Origin of the sequence: Ensifer sp. R-19 (genome assembly GCF_049905105.1) — a bacterium.
Classification (GTDB): Bacteria; Pseudomonadota; Alphaproteobacteria; order Rhizobiales; family Rhizobiaceae; genus Ensifer.
Genome location: NZ_CP184570.1, coordinates 21,376 through 37,714 on the forward strand (window position 1 = coordinate 21,376; position 16,339 = coordinate 37,714).

Genomic DNA, 16,339 nt, shown 5'->3' on the forward strand with positions numbered 1-16,339 from the left:
AGGATATCAAGGTGACTGCAGACCTACTCATCCGCAATGCCCGTCCCTTCGGCGGCCCGCTCGAAGACCTTTTCATCCGTGACGGCCGGTTCGTGACAGCCGATAGCGCCCGGGCCGCGGTCGAGATCGATGCGGCCGGACATGTCGCCATGCCGGGTCTTGTCGAGGCTCATACCCATCTCGACAAGACACTTATCGGCATGGACTGGTTCGAAAACCGGGTTGGCCCGACCCGCAATGACCGGATCCTGGCCGACCGCAACGCCAAGCGCGAACTTGGCATCAATGCGCGCCGGCAGTCGGCCCGTCAGATCATGCAGACGCTTGCCTACGGCGTTTTGAGCATTCGCAGCCACGTCGACGTCGATACCGAGATCGGCATTGCCAATATCGAAGGTGTCCTCGAAACGCGCGAGGCAATGCGTGATCTGGTCGATGTGCAAATCGTGGCTTTCCCGCAGAGTGGTATGCTGCCGCGCGCGGGCACGCTCGAGTTGATGGACGCGGCTCTCAGCGCCGGCGCCGACATCGTCGGCGGTATCGACCCTGCTTCCATCGAGCGCGATCCGGTGCGTCACCTCGATGCGATCTTCGCCCTTGCGGATCGTCACGCAAAACCGATCGACATCCATCTGCACGAACCGGGCGACCTCGGTGCATTTTGCCTTGAACTCATCATCGAACGCACACGCGCCTTGTCTCTACAGGGGCGGGTCATGGTAAGCCATGCCTACTGCCTGGGGATGCTCGATGCCTCACGACAGGCTGGGCTGATCGAACGGCTGGCAGCCGAGCGTATCGCGGTTATGACTGTGGGAAGTCCATCGGCGCCCGCATTGCCATTAAGATTGATGCGCGCGAGCGGTCTCACCGTCGCCTCCGGTTCCGACGGTATTCAAGGCACCTGGGAGCCTTATGGAAATGGCGACATGCTGGAGCGGGCGAAGTATCTGGCGCAGCGCAACGGCATGGCCAATGATGTCGATCTCGAATATGCGGCCCGCGTCTGCACGTTCGGTGGTGCAGAAGGCATCGGGCTCGGCGATTATGGTCTCTCCGAAGGTTGTTTCGGCGATCTGGTGCTGGTGCCGGCGCGCACGTTGGCGGAAGCGGTCGCGCTAACCCCGCGCAAGCGCACCGTTATCCGGCGCGGCCGCGTCGTCGTGGACGGCGGCGAACTGGCAGGTGACCTGCCGGCCATCGAGTGACGCTTTGTAGACGTCGACAGGCAATCGCAGGAACGGTCGGCCGAAGGGGTCGGCCGCGCCTTTGCCGTTCCGATTGGGGGATGATAGTTGTTTGCGGTCCATCTCTCGGCAGACTCTTTCGACCGCACGCCCCGCCACTTTTCAGGTTCTTCATGATGACGCCCAAACCCAGCGCCAGCAATGCAAAATCCTCGGTTCCAAAGTCGGACGTGGTCTATCGTATCCTGAAGCGCGCGATCCTAGACCAGGCCTTCGCTGCGGGAACCAAGCTGCCGGAGGATTCGATCGGCGAGCGGCTCGGTGTTAGCCGCACGATCGTGCGCCAGGCGCTGGCCCGGCTGAACGGCGAGGGACTGATCGAATTGCGCCCGAACAAGGGTGCCTGTGTCAGCCATCCCAGCCTCGAGGATGGACACGATATCTTTGCCGTGCGGCAAGCCCTGGAGACATTGGTGGTCGATAGCCTGATCGGCAAGCTGACTGCGCAGAAGATCAAGGAGCTTGAAGCGCATGTCGATGCCGAGGACAAGGCAAGGGTCAGCAATCCATCGACCTCGATTCAACTCGCCGGTGAGTTTCACGTCCTGCTTGCAAGACTGACTGAGAACACGATCCTATTGCGGTATGTTACGGAACTCGTTTCGCGTTCGTCGATGATCCTGTCGCTCTATGGGCGCCCCCATTCTTCCGATTGCGCCGTATCCGAGCACCGCGCCCTGATCGCGGCCCTTGCGCGGGACGATCGCGAAAGGGCATGCGAGCTAATGGGCCATCACATCGGCGCCATCACTGCCCGAGCCTTGCTGAAAAGCAACGTTGAGGACGGCTTGCCGGATCTCCTTGCTGCCTACGCCAAGGAAGAGGGTCTTTAAGCCGCGGGCGCCTTCTGGCACTCGGCTTGACCTATGGGAAGCTCACGTTCGGGAATGCGTACTCGCGCGTTTTGTATGCAATTGATCCGAGCGCACAATCAAGGAAAGCTCGTCCACATCTGCCGCGCGCGGGAGTGGCGTGGTTCCGCCTCTACGCGCTTCATCTGCCACTTGATCTCCGCAAGATCATGATTTCTTTTCCATATATGCCTGCCAGCTTTCCGCGGCGAGTTACTTGCCTTGCTGGAGAAGGGTCCATCTCTCTAATATTTCTCATTATTGTATGCAATTAATGTGTACGATATTGACGTTATAATGGATGCAATATAGCTTGATCTTCGGGATTGGCACTGTCGGGGAGGGCAGCATGCGCATCGTACCCGTTGCCGACCGGCGGGCCGGCGATGCTTTCCTGAGAATCTATAGTTCCCACCGAAGGATGTATGTCGGTGTCGGCCGTGTCTGCGCGCTCGAGCGATCAGTGCTTTTGGCCGCCCTTTGCCGTTCACCGACGCCATTCCCCAATGTAGTCAACGGCGGGCGTGAGCGCTGCCGCCCCGATTGTCGTCGTGCCGGGCGTCGGGGTTCTTTGCTGAATTTATCAACAGGCAAGCAGGAGATCCGGACTTGAACATAGATTTCACCACGCTACCGCCTCCGGATCGCTATCGACTGCTGACCAACTTCATCGGTCCGCGCCCCATCGCGCTCGTTGGCACGCGATCGCCAGCCGGACACAACAACGCAGCGCCCATGAGCTTCTTCAACGTGTTCTCCCATGAACCGCCGTTGGTGGTGCTCGGGATCCAGAACCGTGGCAATGGCGACGAGAAGGACACGGTCACGAACATCCGCCGAACCGGCGAGTTCGTCGTCAACATGGTCGACATGGCGCTCGCCGATGCGATGATCGTCTGTGGCGTCAATTTCGCCTCGGAGGTCGATGAACTCGATTTCGCGGGCCTGACGCCGATACCGTGCAACCAGATCGACGCCGCCCGTATTGGCGAAAGTCCCTGCAGCTTTGAATGCAGGGTCGAGCAGATCCTCGACTATCACAAGCGCGTGCTGGTCATCGGCAGGGTCGTGCACATGCATATCCAGGACCGGTGCCTCGATCCTGCGGGGCGTTATGCGAACCCCGAGACCTATCAGCCGATCGCGCGGCTGCATGCCGACAATTACATCACCTCAGATCGGCAATTCGAACTTAAAAAGCCGGAGGAACTGCTGCCTCTGGAGCTCGCGCAAGTGAACCCAAGGCCGGAGAGGGCCGCCCGATGATCCGCATACATGTCATCAATCCGAACTCGACCGCATCAATGACCGATCAGATCGCACGGGCCGCCGAAGCTGTGCGATCGGAAGGCTCTGTGATCGATGCGGAGACCGCAATCGGTACGCCCGTCTCGATCGAAGGCTACGCGGACGAGGCGATGGCCGTCCCGGCGATGCTGGCGGCGATCCGTGCTGCGGAGAAGCGGGGTGCGTCGGCACATGTGATCGCCTGTTTCGATGATCCCGGCCTTGCGGCTGCGCGCGAAGTGGCAACTGGCCCGGTCATCGGTATCTGCCAGGCGGCGGTACAGGTGGCAATGACGGTGGCAACCCGCTTTGCGGTGATCACCACCTTGCCGAGGTCGGTGCCGGTGATCGAGGATCTCGTCAAGCAATATGGTGCTGCCGCGCGCTGCCGGCGCGTGCGCTCGGTCGACCTGCCTGTTCTAGCTCTGGAAGCCGACCCGGAAAGTGCGCGTACCAAACTCCTCGGCGAAGCGCGCGCGGCGATACGCGAGGATGGCGTAGACGCCATCGTCCTTGGCTGTGCCGGCATGGCGCAGCTGTGCGATTGGCTCTCCCGCGAAGCTGGAGTACCCGTCATCGATGGCGTGGTGGCGGCCGTCAAGCTCGCCGAAGCATTGGCGAGTGGCGGCTTTCGGACCTCAAAGGCAGGTGCCTACGCCTATCCCCTCGACAAGTCGGGTGATGTCGCGGCCGCCCGCTGAGCCATTCGGCCGCATTAGAAAAACGCGCGGCCGATGGATTGGCGTCGGCACTGACCGCGCGAACAGGGATACGTGCGCCGAGATCAGGGATGTCGAAGGTCGGATTTTTGCGGTGATACGGCAACGCGCTGTGGGAGGCCGGTTTCATGCAGAGTGCACGAAGCTCAACCATCCTGCGGCTCAAGTCTCAGGTGCTGCCTCTGCGCGGGCGCACCCGCGAATCTCGTCGAGTGAGCGCACGCCGAGGCGTTCCATAAGCGCATAGAGATCATCGAGGAGGCGAGCGGCCGGAATGTGCGCTTTGAGCGGGTGCGATCCGGTTGCCCCACCACACATGCGGCGGGGCAACCGGAAACATTACGCAGCGGATCGAAGTCCGACCGCTGCGGCGAGACCCCTTGCCCGTTCCAGGCACGCAGGTTGCTGATCGGCAAACCGCTCGGCGCCGATTTCCATGATCAGCGTCGTATCCGGAAGGAAGGTCAGTTCGGAGAAGATGTCATCCCAGGCAATGTCGCCCCAGCCGATCGGCAGATGCAGATCGCCGATGCCGAGCGCGGTCGCTTCGGCCGGATGATAGAAGCGGTTCATGGAATAGGGCAGGCCGAAACTGTCGTGAACATGGAGGTGGCCCGTCACCGGCGCCATTGCCCTCAGCTCGTCACGGAAATCAAGCCCGCGATGCGTGGCCTCGATATAGGCATGCGAGAAATCGATGAGCGCGACGACGTTGTTCGAGCCGATCGCTCGCACGGTTTCGGCGACCTGGCTCGGTGTCTGTCGATACTGGCCGCTTTCCGTCGTGAAAATGTTTTCGAGTGCGATGCGGACCCCGTATCCTTTTGCGATCTGCGCCATCTCCGCGAGTGCGTCGCGTTCCATCCTGTCGAGATCAGCGGCATTCTCTCCGGGGGCAAGCTGTGCTGCGCCGGAGTGATGGACGAGGATCCCCGCACCAAGCCGGTCGCACAGCTCGAGCATCGCCCTCACGACCTTCTTTTGCAGATGGTGGTGCTGGCGGTCCATGAAGTTGGAAACGATCTGGCCGTGCAGCGATAGCTTCTTGAAGGTGTACTTCTTCGTCATCTCGGCGACGCGCTGGACACGGTCTTCGATGATGCGGCCGCCACTGACGATCTCTTCGCCATAGATTCCGATCTCGCAGGCGTCGGCTCCGGTCTCGGCAATTTCGCGCAAGGAGGCGTCAAGGCTCGAAAGATCGCCCTTGCCCGTTCGATTGCAGAATCCCACGGCGGCTATGATGTCGTTCATCACGGTTTCTCCTGATTTGTTGAAGTGATCAGACTGCTTGGAGCGTCGGATGGCTGGCGGCGCTACTGACGGCGCGGGGCTCCAGATCGACGTGGATTCGCCGGCCGGTCTCCTGGTCGAAGAGATGCAAATGCGCCAGAGGCAGCTCCAGGGTGATCCGATCGCCCGGCCGGGCGCGCGTATGCTCGTCGACACTGGCGGCGAAGGGATGGCCATTCAGTTCCGAGTGGATGACGCGGCCGGAGCCGAGCTCCTCAACGAAATCCACCTTGATCGAGACGCCTTTTGCTTCAGGCGCAACGACACATTGTTCCGGGCGAATACCGACCGTGATCTGCCTTGCGCCCAGTCGCCCAGCAAGCGCCCTGTCTATCGGCATCTTTGTGCCGCCGAACGCCAGGCAGGCGTTGTCAACGTCGACAGCGGCATCGAACAGGTTCATCGCCGGCGAGCCGATGAAGGATGCGACGAAGATGCTTGCCGGCCGGTGGTAGATGTCGAGCGGCTGGCCGACCTGTTCGACCACGCCCTTGTTCATCACGACCAGCTTGTCCGCCAGCGTCATCGCTTCCACCTGATCGTGGGTGACGAAGATGGACGTTGCCTGGAGACGCTGATGCAGCTTGCGGATCTCCGCCCGCATGGTGACGCGCAGCTTGGCGTCCAGGTTCGACAGCGGCTCGTCGAAAAGAAACACGTTCGGTTCGCGAATGATCGCGCGCGCCATGGCGACGCGCTGGCGCTGGCCGCCGGAAAGTGCCGCCGGCTTGCGATCGAGATAATCGGAGAGCCCGACGATCTTCGCCGTTTCCTCGATCCGGCGCAAACGCTCCGCCTTCGGGACACCGGCCACCTTCAGGGCATAGCCGATATTTCCCGCGACCGTCATGTGCGGATAGAGGGCGTAGTTCTGGAACACCATGGCGCAACCGCGTTCACGTGGCTCGAGCCTGTTTACGACGTGGCCGTTGATGGCGATTTCGCCGGCGGTGATGTCCTCGAGCCCCGCGATCATCCTCAAAAGCGTTGATTTGCCGCAGCCGGACGGGCCGAGGATCACGACGAATTCTCCCGACGCAAAGGCGAGGTCGATGCCATGCAGGGTGGGGTTCTTTCCGTAGGATTTACGCACGGCGCGAATTGCGATGTCAGCCATGGGCGCGGACCTCTCTGTCTGTTCTGTTTGGGGAAAGCGGGGTCATTTTTCCGTGGCCACGAGGCCGCGAACGAACCACCGCTGAAGGACGGCAACGACGATGAGCGGAGGCAGCATGATGATCAGCGATCCGGCGAGCGTCACGTTCCAGTCCGGCGTGCCGTTGTCGGACGGCAGGAGTGCGACCAGCGACATCATCGTGGTCTTGTATTGGGGGTCCGTCACCATCAGGAGGGGCCAGAGATACTGGTTCCACCCATAGACGAACATGATGGTCGTCAGTGCGAGCATGTTGGTGCGCGAGAGCGGCAGCAGCATGTCGATGAAAAAGCGGATCGCGCCTGACCCGTCCATGCGTGCGGCCTCCGCCAGCTCGTCGGGCAGGGTCAGGTAGAATTGGCGATAGAGGAACGTTCCGGTCGCGGTTGCGATCAACGGCAGCGTGAGGCCGGCATAGGAATTGAGAAGGTTCCAATCGACGGAAACTTCGAAACCGGTGACGGCGGAAATCAGCAGTCGAACCGGCTGAAACAGGTCGGCAGCGACCGCATAGGTGGGCACCACGCGCACCTCGAGCGGCAGCATCAGGGTGATGAACACCATCCAGAAGAAGAAGCCCTTGAGCGGCGTTCTGAAGAACACGATGGCAAAGGCCGTCAGCGCCGATAGCGCCACCTTGCCGACCGTGACGAGGCTGGCCATGACGAAGCTGTTCAGCATCGCTGTTCCGAGGTTGGCGCGCGACCAGGCGGCGCTCATGTTCTCGAAGAGGCGGTCCTGCGGCACGAAGCTGAAGGGTATGGCGTTGACCTGCTGGAATGTCTGGCTGGCGCCCGACACGATGACGATGAAGGGGCCGATCAGCAGCAGGAAGCCGAAGATCATCACGCCATAGGTCAGCGCGTTGGCGAAAGGTGTCCGCTGGATCATGGGAGCCTCACTTGTAATGGACTTGGCGCTCGATGAAGCGGAACTGGATAAAGGTGAAGATCATGATGAGGCCTATGAGCACGAGGCTCTGGGCCGAAGCGCCGGAGTAGTTCAAGCCGCGGAACGCCTCTTCGACGATGCGGTAGACCATCACGTCGGTGCCGTGGTTCGGGCCGCCATCCGTGGTTCGGGCGACGATGCCGTATGTGTCGGCACCGACGAAACCTTCGGTCATCATGATGACCAGCAGGAAGAAGAGTGTTGGCGCCAGCAGCGGGATCTGGATGTCGACTGCGCGGCGGATCGGGCCGCATCCGTCCATCGCGGCCGCCTCAATCAGCGATCGAGGGACCGACTGCAGACCAGCAAGAAGGAAGATGAAGGTGTAGCCCGCCCATTTCCAGGCGAAAACGACAATGACGAGAATAAGGGCATGGCTGCCGTACTTGGCTGGGTTCCAGAAATCCGGAAACGTGGCGTTGACCGATGCCATCAGCCCGCGCTCAGGCGACAGGATGAAACGGAAAGCCATGCCGGCGGCCGGCCCCGCAATCGCGTAAGGCAGAATGTAGAGGAACCGGAACGGTGCGGAGCCCGGCAACTGCCGGTCGACAGCAAGGGCAAGAACAAGGCCAATGAAAATGGTGGCAAGCGTGCCGCAAAGGGCGAATGCCAGGCTGACGCCAACCGAGTTCCAGTAGAGCGGGTCGGCGAATACTTCCTGGAAGTTGGCAAAACCGACGAACTCAGCGGCGCCGCCGAATGGCGGCTCCAGCGTGAAGGCCCATCGCAACACGGCGACCGCCGGCCAATAGAAAAAGAGCAGGATCAAAATGATCTGTGGAAGGGCGAATAGGCTGGGCAGCCACCAGCTGCGAAAGGCCGCACGCTTGTCCATGTGTTGTATTTCCGATGCGCAAGAATAGAAATCGGAGCCTGCCGATGTTGCGGCAGGCTCCGGGCGGATCAGATGTTAGTTCAGGGTCTGTCCAGCGTAGGTCTTCTCGAAGCGACGCAGAACGGCGTTGCCGCGTTCAACCGTCTTGTCGAGCTCGGCCTGGACGTCTGCGTTCTGCATGAAGATCGCTTCGAGGGCGGTCGCGAACTCCTTGCGGATCTGCGTGAAGCCGCCGAGGCGGATGCCGCGGGTGTTTTCAGAGGTCGGGGTGAAGGACAGGCTCTGGATGGCGAGTTCACGCCCCTTGTAGGGTGCCTTGTCGTAGAACCCGTTGGCCTTCATGGCGTCGAAACCGGTCTTGGTCACCGGGATGTAACCCGTCACCGTTGACCACCACTCGGCCATTTCCGGCGTCGCAAGGTAATTGAGGAAGGCGGCCGCGCCCTTGTATTCCGCTTCCGGACGACCGGCGAGCACCCAGAGCGATGCGCCGCCGACGAGCGAGTTCTGCCGCTCCGTGCCCTTCCATACGGGCAACATGGCGACTTCCCACTTCACACCTTCGGGAAGGGTCTTGCCGATCGTGCCGTGGTCGGCGATCGAGGTCTGTATCATCTGGCAGGTCTGGGACGTGAAGGCGGGGACGATGTCCATGCCGAGTTGCTTGGTCTTGACTACGAAGAGCTTCTCGTCGGCCATCTTCTTGAAGAACTTCACGTGATCGACGAACTTGGTCTTGTTGACGACAAGCTCGGCGTCCAACCCGTTGTAACCGTTGGCCTTGGTGGCGAGCGGCTGGTTGTGGATGGCCGAGAACTGCTCCATCAGCGGCCAGGTGTCGAAATTGAAGGCGAGCGGGCATTCGTAGCCGGCGGCCTTCAGCTTGCGGGCAGCTTCCTCGACCTGTTCCCAGGTGTCCGGCTTGAAGTCGATGCCGGCCTTCTGGAAGGCGTCAACGTTGTAATAGAACATGGCCGTCGAGGAGTTGAACGGGAAGGAATTCAGCTCGCCTTTTGCCGTGGCGTAATAGTTGGCGATGCCGCCGAAATAGTTGTTCCAGTCGATGGTGTAGCCGTTTTCGGCCATCAGCTTCTTGGCGGGCACGAATGCGCCCGACAGCATCATGTCCAGGGTGCCGGCATCATAGATCTGGGTGATTGCCGGCTGCTTCTTGGCGCGGTAGGCGGCAATCGTGTTCTGCAGGGTCGTGTCGTATCCATTTTGAGAGGTGCAGACGATCTCGAACTCGGACTGGCTGTCGTTGAACTTCTTGCAGGCATCTTGGACACGTTCGCCAAGATCACCCGAAAGGCCGTACCAGAATTCGAACTTCGTCTTTTCGGCTGCGGCCGCCGACGCGCCAAACGCGACGCTTGCCATCAGGCCGATGAATACGGACGTAGTGACGGAGACTTTCATTGCAAAACGCTCCTTGCAGATTGGCGGACACCAGGATCGGTGGCACGAATGAAGCCGGGCGCTTGCTAACAGTTGAGTGTGACAGTCCTTGCCAATCTGCATGATGGAAAAATGAAAGTTTGATTACGCTTGTCAGGCGGCGGCGCGCTCCCTGGTTGCGGCAGGTCTGTTCTTGCCGGCGAGCGCGAAGAATAGCAGCGCTCGACTGTCCGGTACGTTGGACTTCACGCAGATGCTTGCTGTGGAGCAAGGAAGGGGACGGGCGTGCCGGCTAGCTATGCGATGGCGCCGGACATTCTCGGAGACAGCGTAGAAGGAGCTTGATTGTGGTGAGGCGACGCAACGGTTGGGGACTGGCGTTCATCGCTGCCTGCCTGTTCGTGCTGCAATCGGTCGCCGGCGCATTTGCCTTCAGCTCGATGCCTGCCTTCTCGCAACTCGACGCTTTCGGCAATGCACTGTGCATCAGCGCGGATCACGCCAGCAACGGCAATCACGACGGCGGCCGTGGCAAGGCTGCCGATTGCTGCCTTCTTGGATGTTGCGTGTCCTCGCAGGTCTTGGCGGCGACTCCGCAGCCTGGCGACGATCTTAGCCACCAAGTCGCGTCGGCGGTGCACACGTTTTGGTCCGCGGGGGCAGAGCCGTTGCCAACGGGCGAGCATCGCCTCGGTTATCCTCGCGCGCCCCCTCGGCTGCTCGCCTGATCGGTTGCGTTCGCTCCAGCCTATGTCGGGGGGAGGGATATCCTCCCCTGGCGTCCGCCGGCCCCATCGCGACGATCTTCGCCGCCTCCCGACGTCCCTGTCGTGCTCCAAGCCTGACTGCAGGCCGGTCTTGAGCCAACGGGGACCCGTGCACTGACCGTCTTGTGCGATCGCTGCCCGCCACCGACCAAGAATGTCGGCAACGTTTTCCGGATCACTGCATCCAATCCCTGACTGCCGCGGGGGGATTTCCCGCGACCCAACACAATCTCAAAGGAATAGCCATATGTTGTCGAAACTCATCACCACCGCTGCCTTCATCGCGATAGGCACCACGGCAGCTTTTGCCCACTCCACGCTCGAAACAACGGAGGCGCATGTCGGCGCGTCCTACAAGGCCGTCATCCGCGTCCCGCATGGATGCGAGGGCAAGCCGACGATCGCTCTGCGCGTTCAGATCCCGGAAGGCATGATCGCCGCAAAGCCGATGCCGAAGCCGGGCTGGACGCTGGAGAAGGTCAAGGGAGCCTACGAAAAGTCCTATGCCTACTTCGGCACGCCGATGAAGGAGGGCGTGAAGGAGGTCGTCTGGAAGGGCGGCAGCCTGGCCGACGACGAATATGAGGAGTTTGTCTTCCGCGCGTTTCTGACCGAGGGCCTGCCAGTCGGCAAGACACTCTACGTGCCGCTGGTGCAGGAGTGCCCTGATGGCGCGACCGAGCGTTGGATCGAGGTCCCGGCGGAAGGCAAGTCGAGTGACGATCTCGAATATCCGGCGCCCGGCATCAAGCTGCTTGAAAAGAAAAGCGGGCACTGAGCAGCGCAACGTGGGGGCGAGGGCCAAGTGACCGGAGATCACGCATGATGCTGGTATCATCGAGCTTTACTCGTCTTGCGAGGCTGGTGGTGATCGCGCTCTGCGGGATCCTCATGCATGCCGCCGCGGCCTTCGCCCACGCATCGCTCAACACAAGTGAACCGCAGGATGGCGCGGTCGTCGGCACCGCGCCATCGGTCTACGTGCTGACCTTCAGCGAGCCGGTTTCGCCGTTGTCCTTAAAGCTCGTCAGACCGGATGGAACAGCGATCCCGCTCGAGCGGTTCGACCTGAAGGATCGAGTGGTCGTGATCGCGGCGCCATCCGATCTTGGGCACGGCACACATGTGCTCAGCTGGCGCGTGACCTCTACCGACGGGCATCCGATCGGTGGATCGGTCGTCTTTTCGGTCGGCGCGGCCAGCACCGCTCCGTTCATGAACGAAGACGAGATCGACTGGGCCGTGCGCGCCGGTCTCCTCCTATCGAAGCTCGCGCTTTACGTGGGGCTGTTCATCGGCGTCGGCGGTGTGTTTTCGCGCCACTGGCTGCTCTTTGGCTCGCGATCAGGGTGCAAAGTCGTTGCAGCAGCGCTCGGTATAGGGCTTCTCGGCGCACTTGCCGCTGTGGGTTTTCAGGGGCTCGATGCACTGGGCGTTTCCGTGACGCAAATTGTCGAGCCGGTCGTTTGGTCCACGGCGATGGCAACCAGCTTCGGCGGTACGGCCATTGCCGCCTTCGCTGCCTTTTGTGTGGCCGCCATCGCTCTGCCGGCGAAGGGTCGGTCTGCTCGACTGTCATCTCTCGTCGCGCTGATCGCGTCATCCGTCGCCTTGTCGCTGAGCGGCCATGCATCGACAGCCGAGCCGCAATGGCTGATGCGTCCGGCGGTCTTCCTGCACGTCGCCACGATAAGTCTCTGGGTTGGAGCGCTCGCTCCCCTGGGCCTCGCGTTGCGGCGCGAAGACCCGATGGCTCTTCAGGCGCTCGGCCGGTTCTCGGCGTTCGTCCCTTACGTGCTCGTTGTTCTTATCGTGGCGGGTTTCATCTTGGCCTTTGTGCAGGTGGAGAAGCCGCAAGCGCTGCTGGAAACTGCCTATGGCCAGGTGCTCATGGTCAAGATGGCGTTGCTGTTCGGACTGTTTCTGTTGGCGCTTGCAAATCGCTGGCGCCTGACGGAACCGGTAATGGCTGGCGAGCGGGCTTCGGCGAAGCGGCTGGTCCGCTCGATCGCCGCGGAAACACTGATCGTCGTCCTGATCTTCGGCGCCGTTTCTTGCTGGCGCTTCACGCCGCCGTCGCGCGTGCTCTTAGCTCTGGCGGTTCGGCCTGCAAGCGTTCACATCCACACGGACAAGGCGATGGTCCTCGTTGAGGTCTTGCCCGGACGGGTGGGCGAGCTCGACGTATCGATCAACCTCGCCACGGGCGAAGTCGAACCGCTTGCCGCCAAGGAGGTGACGCTCGTCCTATCCAAGCCTGATTCCGGCATCGAGCCGTTCAAACGTGCGGCAGCGCGGAGCGGCGACGCAGATTGGCGGAGAGAGCGCGTGAACATACCGCTGGCGGGCACCTGGCAGGTACGTGCCGATGTTCTGATCAATGACTTCGAGAAGGTAACGCTGAGCGATCAAATCATCATTGGGCCGTGAGCGCGGAGGCCGCCGCACAATCTCGCGCGCACGCCAGCGGATCGCCTGTGGGCGTTCAATCGCTACTGCCGTGGAGGTGTTCCGTCTAGCCCTGGCTGGCTATCCAATAGTCCGTTTAGGTTCATTGCCTTCGGATGAAGCCTCTGTCAGCCTTTTCCGATTGCGGTTGCGCCGACGTCGCAGTCCCCGCTGCAGCGGCCAATCGCAAGCCTGACTCTGGGCCTCTGCTTGGTTGGTGGAGGCTCTTTTTTTGGACGCGGGCGTGGGCGGTCGCCGACCGGAGGCGGTCCGCTCGACATAAATCGCGGATCACGTCCCGCGTTAATAATTTAGAAATATCGAATGTTCATTCTGCTCCGCCATGCGCGGTTTCCTGCTGATGGCGATTTACGCGGGCGGATTGTGGGTGGTCGACACGACGATGTGTGAAGGCCGCTACACCCAGGAGTTTGGGCATGAGGTTCAATCCGCGACCAGAAAGGCCCGGTATTGGCTGAACGTCCAATTGAACTTCCTGGCCGCCCGCTTCTAACTGACCATTGCTACGCGGTGCCGGAGAAGCGGGAAGCCGACCGGGAGGGGCGGAGTTTAGGCGGGAGTCCTTTCACGGAAGCCGCTGTCGAGAGCATTGTGCGCTGCCTGCGTGACGTCGATGTCGTGAATGTGGCTTAATCTCCATCATCAGATCGCCGATTACCAAATACGTCTCGGCGCGTCGCTTTCCTTTTTCGCGATGGCGGTCTCAAGCTGCTCGTGCGATCCCCCCAAGGCAACAACATAGAGTTCCAGCGCAGTCGTCAGAACGTTCGTGCGACGTACGGAGATATCGCTGGTCGAAGCATCGCCTAAGGAGGCAACCATCAATCGAACAGCTCTGTTTTGGAACTCACTCATTCTGCAACCTGTTCAAATGCCATTTGGTGCGGAGCATATCGCCGATTGCTGAACCCTATCTTAAGCGCAAAGGTAGTGTAGGTCGTGGCGCTGAGGTTTTACTCAAGCTGGCGAAGTCGAACCTTCATGGGGGCAAGGTCTCGTCATGACCATTCGGCTTGCGACCGTGGTCTCGCCGACTGCCGGCGCAAATGAGAACGTTTAGAGAACTTTCCTGTGTGACTGCACCATCTGCCGGTGTATAAGAGCCGGATGGTCCAGAGAGCAGGCAGTGCAGATCTTCCGCTTCACGGTGGCCGGGTTCCCCGGTGGCTTGGCGAGCGCATGACGAAACTTGGTGCGATCATCACCCAGGCGATCGTCATCGAATATGGTCGAGACGAGTTTCTTCGGCGGTTGGCACATCCGTTCTGGTTTCAGTCTTTCGGATGCGTCATGGGCATGGACTGGCACTCTTCCGGCATCACCACCAGCGTCATCGGCGCCCTGAAGCGTGGTTTGTCGCCTCTGTCAGGCGAACTCGGTATTCATGTCTGTGGCGGTCGAGGGCGGAATTCCCGGGAGACCCCCGGCGAGCTGATTGCAATTGGCGAGCGCGTGGGCCTCGATGGAAGTGGCCTGGCGACAACCAGCCGCCTCGTCGCAAAGGTCGACAGTGCAGCAGTTCAAGACGGCTTCGACCTTTACCTGCACGGTTTTATCGTCACCGACGACGGCAAATGGGTCATCGTGCAACAGGGCATGAACGGCGAAAAGCGGCAGGCCCGGCGCTACCATTGGCTTTCGGAGGGGATCACCAGCTTCGTGGATTCGCCCCACACGGCGATCGAAGGCGCGCGGCAGGGCGAGATCGTCAACCTTGCCGACCGCCGCGCCGCGGCCTCGCGCAATAGCCAGCTCGATCTTCTGGCTTCGCTGGGGCCGGATCGGATCGTCCGGGAGGTCGCAGCCATCGAGCCAAGGCGGGTGACCAAGCAAAGCGCGCAGCCAATGCTGCCGCATCTGATTATGCCTGAACATCACGACGTGCGCGAAGAAGACGTCAATATGAAACGCCTGCATGCCACGCTCGCTGCGGCCGCCGACCGTGGCCCAGAGGATTTCGAGCATCTCCTGCTGGTGCCGGGCGTTGGGGCGCGCACCGTCAAGGCGCTGGCGATGGTGGCCGAAGTGGTGCACGGTGCGCCATGCCGGTTCGCCGATCCGGCGCGCTTCTCGCTCGCCCACGGCGGCAAGGATCGCCACCCGTTCCCGGTTCCACTGAAAGTCTACGACGAGACGATCCGGGTGATGAAGTCCGCCGTGTCGAAAGCGAAGCTCGGTCGTGACGAAGAGATGCAGGTTCTCAAGCGCCTCGACGATCAGGCTCGCCAGTTCGAGAGATACGTGACCGGCCCGGATCTCAAGGAGATCGTGGCCGGCGAGTTTCGACAATCGCAAGAGTTCGGCGGTCGCAGCGTCTTTGGCTGGGAAGGGCCGGAAGAACCGTCGAGAGATGCAGGGCGGTCACGCCGTCAAGGCAACCGCGACCGGTAGGCGGCTCAATGCGACCGCAAGGCGTTGCAGCGAATCTCTTTCTTTGATCTCTTCGAGGAGTTCTCGCCGGAACTCAAACCTCCTCCCAAGGGTTGGAAGGTCGTGCGAACAAGCTTGCGAGGGCTAACCAGCAGAATCCACGTCAAGAGGAGTCTCGCGATGGAAGAACTGCAGAGCATCACGGTATCTGAGGAACGGCTCGAGGATTGCCGGGACGTCGTTGAACTTGACCTCCAGCTTTTGATCCGCGAGACGATCGACTCCGGGTTTTCGGTGGAGGAGGTGTTGATCGCGATCAGTGAGCTGGTGGCGGAGGATTTCGCCCACGCCGTCAAGGTCGCCAGCGTCCACTAGAGCATCCCGCATTCAAGTGGAATCACTTGAAGCGGAAAGATGCTCTGGAAACCAAACGCGCGGGGCTCTAGGGAACGCGTTGCTGTCCGAAACGGAGTATCCGGTCGCGCAGCGAAGGCTCGGCGACACGCTTCGCCGCTTCCCGATAGTCGAACCAGGCGAGCTTTCGCTCTCCCTTCTCGGGGAATTTCCCGCGCATGCGCGTGACTTCCAGGGGGTGGAGTTGAACCCTGCAGGAGATCTTGAGCCCATGGTCCAGCCTCTTCTTGTAGAAGTAGTGGCCGAAAGGAAACCTCTGGCAGGTGCCCTTCACGCCAGCCTCTTCAAAGGCTTCTCTCGCAGCCACCTCATGCGCGCGCTTTCCTTTCATCGGCCAGCCCTTGGGAATGACCCAGCGTCCGGTGTCCCGGCTGGTAATGAGAAGGATCTCCAGTGTGTTGTCTTTGCGAAAGCGATAACACAAGGCCGCGTACTGCATGCGCGGCGGCCGGCGAAGCATCAACTGCACGTCAGAGACAATCTGGTGTAGAAAATTCACAGAAACGCTATCTCCTTTGTCGCCCTATGCGGCAAACGGGCTCTGCCTGCCACTCGCGGACAGTAACATCCGGATCGGCG

At 61.0% G+C, this 16,339-nt stretch carries 16 protein-coding genes; 9 read left to right on the forward strand and 7 right to left on the reverse strand.

The window, feature by feature from the left end; all coding sequences use genetic code 11:
• Positions 1–11: 11 nt before the first annotated feature.
• The 4 genes from ACN9MO_RS19500 (at position 12) to ACN9MO_RS19515 (ending at position 4,086) form a co-directional block, all read left to right on the forward strand.
• Positions 12–1,208: an amidohydrolase gene (locus ACN9MO_RS19500; RefSeq protein ID WP_113133043.1), complete on the forward strand. Its 1,197-nt coding sequence runs from the start codon at positions 12–14 to the stop codon at positions 1,206–1,208.
• A 155-nt stretch (positions 1,209–1,363) separates the two neighbouring features.
• Positions 1,364–2,080 carry a GntR family transcriptional regulator gene (locus tag ACN9MO_RS19505; RefSeq protein ID WP_058327236.1) on the forward strand — a complete coding sequence of 239 codons (717 nt, stop codon included), beginning with the start codon at positions 1,364–1,366 and terminating at the stop codon, positions 2,078–2,080.
• Positions 2,081–2,707: 627 nt separating this feature from the next.
• Complete coding sequence (locus ACN9MO_RS19510) at positions 2,708–3,364, forward strand: flavin reductase family protein (protein ID WP_058321904.1); 657 nt, start codon at positions 2,708–2,710, stop codon at positions 3,362–3,364.
• Complete coding sequence (locus tag ACN9MO_RS19515; RefSeq protein WP_058327235.1) at positions 3,364–4,086, forward strand: aspartate/glutamate racemase family protein; 723 nt, start codon at positions 3,364–3,366, stop codon at positions 4,084–4,086. Before ACN9MO_RS19510 ends, ACN9MO_RS19515 begins: the two co-directional genes overlap by 1 nt.
• Positions 4,087–4,443: 357 nt before the next feature.
• Here the strand turns inward: ACN9MO_RS19515 and ACN9MO_RS19520 are convergent, their stop codons facing one another.
• From ACN9MO_RS19520 to ACN9MO_RS19540, 5 genes are all read right to left on the reverse strand, one after another.
• Positions 4,444–5,358, reverse strand: coding sequence for a sugar phosphate isomerase/epimerase family protein (locus ACN9MO_RS19520; protein WP_113133044.1), 915 nt, complete (start codon positions 5,356–5,358; stop codon positions 4,444–4,446).
• A 28-nt stretch (positions 5,359–5,386) separates the two neighbouring features.
• Positions 5,387–6,514 carry a sn-glycerol-3-phosphate import ATP-binding protein UgpC gene (locus tag ACN9MO_RS19525; RefSeq protein ID WP_058327182.1) on the reverse strand — a complete coding sequence of 376 codons (1,128 nt, stop codon included), beginning with the start codon at positions 6,512–6,514 and terminating at the stop codon, positions 5,387–5,389.
• Positions 6,515–6,556: 42 nt separating this feature from the next.
• A complete protein-coding gene (locus tag ACN9MO_RS19530; protein WP_058327181.1) occupies positions 6,557–7,444 on the reverse strand; it encodes an ABC transporter permease subunit in 888 nt (295 codons plus the stop codon).
• 7 nt (positions 7,445–7,451) lie between these two features.
• Positions 7,452–8,342 (reverse strand): carbohydrate ABC transporter permease, encoded by an 891-nt coding sequence (locus ACN9MO_RS19535; protein WP_058327180.1) that lies wholly within the window; start codon positions 8,340–8,342, stop codon positions 7,452–7,454.
• Between the two features lie 75 nt (positions 8,343–8,417).
• Positions 8,418–9,761, reverse strand: coding sequence for an extracellular solute-binding protein (locus tag ACN9MO_RS19540; protein ID WP_113133045.1), 1,344 nt, complete (start codon positions 9,759–9,761; stop codon positions 8,418–8,420).
• 329 nt (positions 9,762–10,090) lie between these two features.
• On the opposite strand from ACN9MO_RS19540, the gene ACN9MO_RS19545 reads away from it, so the two are divergent.
• The 3 genes from ACN9MO_RS19545 (at position 10,091) to ACN9MO_RS19555 (ending at position 12,937) form a co-directional block, all read left to right on the forward strand.
• Positions 10,091–10,468 carry a hypothetical protein gene (locus ACN9MO_RS19545; protein ID WP_162733650.1) on the forward strand — a complete coding sequence of 126 codons (378 nt, stop codon included), beginning with the start codon at positions 10,091–10,093 and terminating at the stop codon, positions 10,466–10,468.
• A gap of 286 nt (positions 10,469–10,754) precedes the next feature.
• Entirely contained in the window at positions 10,755–11,285 is a 531-nt protein-coding gene (locus tag ACN9MO_RS19550; protein ID WP_113133047.1) for a YcnI family protein, read from the forward strand.
• A 44-nt stretch (positions 11,286–11,329) separates the two neighbouring features.
• The gene (locus tag ACN9MO_RS19555) at positions 11,330–12,937 is read left to right on the forward strand and encodes a copper resistance CopC/CopD family protein (protein ID WP_113737332.1); all 1,608 of its coding nucleotides are present in this window, start codon (positions 11,330–11,332) and stop codon (positions 12,935–12,937) included.
• Positions 12,938–13,630: 693 nt separating this feature from the next.
• Here the strand turns inward: ACN9MO_RS19555 and ACN9MO_RS19560 are convergent.
• Positions 13,631–13,831, reverse strand: coding sequence for a hypothetical protein (locus tag ACN9MO_RS19560; RefSeq protein ID WP_245296086.1), 201 nt, complete (start codon positions 13,829–13,831; stop codon positions 13,631–13,633).
• A gap of 252 nt (positions 13,832–14,083) precedes the next feature.
• Between ACN9MO_RS19560 and ACN9MO_RS19565 the strand changes: the two genes are divergently transcribed.
• Both ACN9MO_RS19565 and ACN9MO_RS19570 read left to right on the forward strand, forming a co-directional pair.
• Positions 14,084–15,367 (forward strand): DUF763 domain-containing protein, encoded by a 1,284-nt coding sequence (locus ACN9MO_RS19565; RefSeq protein WP_057249763.1) that lies wholly within the window; start codon positions 14,084–14,086, stop codon positions 15,365–15,367.
• Positions 15,368–15,526: 159 nt separating this feature from the next.
• Positions 15,527–15,721 carry a hypothetical protein gene (locus ACN9MO_RS19570; protein ID WP_057249919.1) on the forward strand — a complete coding sequence of 65 codons (195 nt, stop codon included), beginning with the start codon at positions 15,527–15,529 and terminating at the stop codon, positions 15,719–15,721.
• Between the two features lie 67 nt (positions 15,722–15,788).
• Here ACN9MO_RS19570 and ACN9MO_RS19575 read toward each other — a convergent pair whose 3' ends face one another.
• Entirely contained in the window at positions 15,789–16,259 is a 471-nt protein-coding gene (locus tag ACN9MO_RS19575) for an NUDIX hydrolase (protein ID WP_093235081.1), read from the reverse strand.
• Positions 16,260–16,339 lie beyond the last annotated feature (80 nt).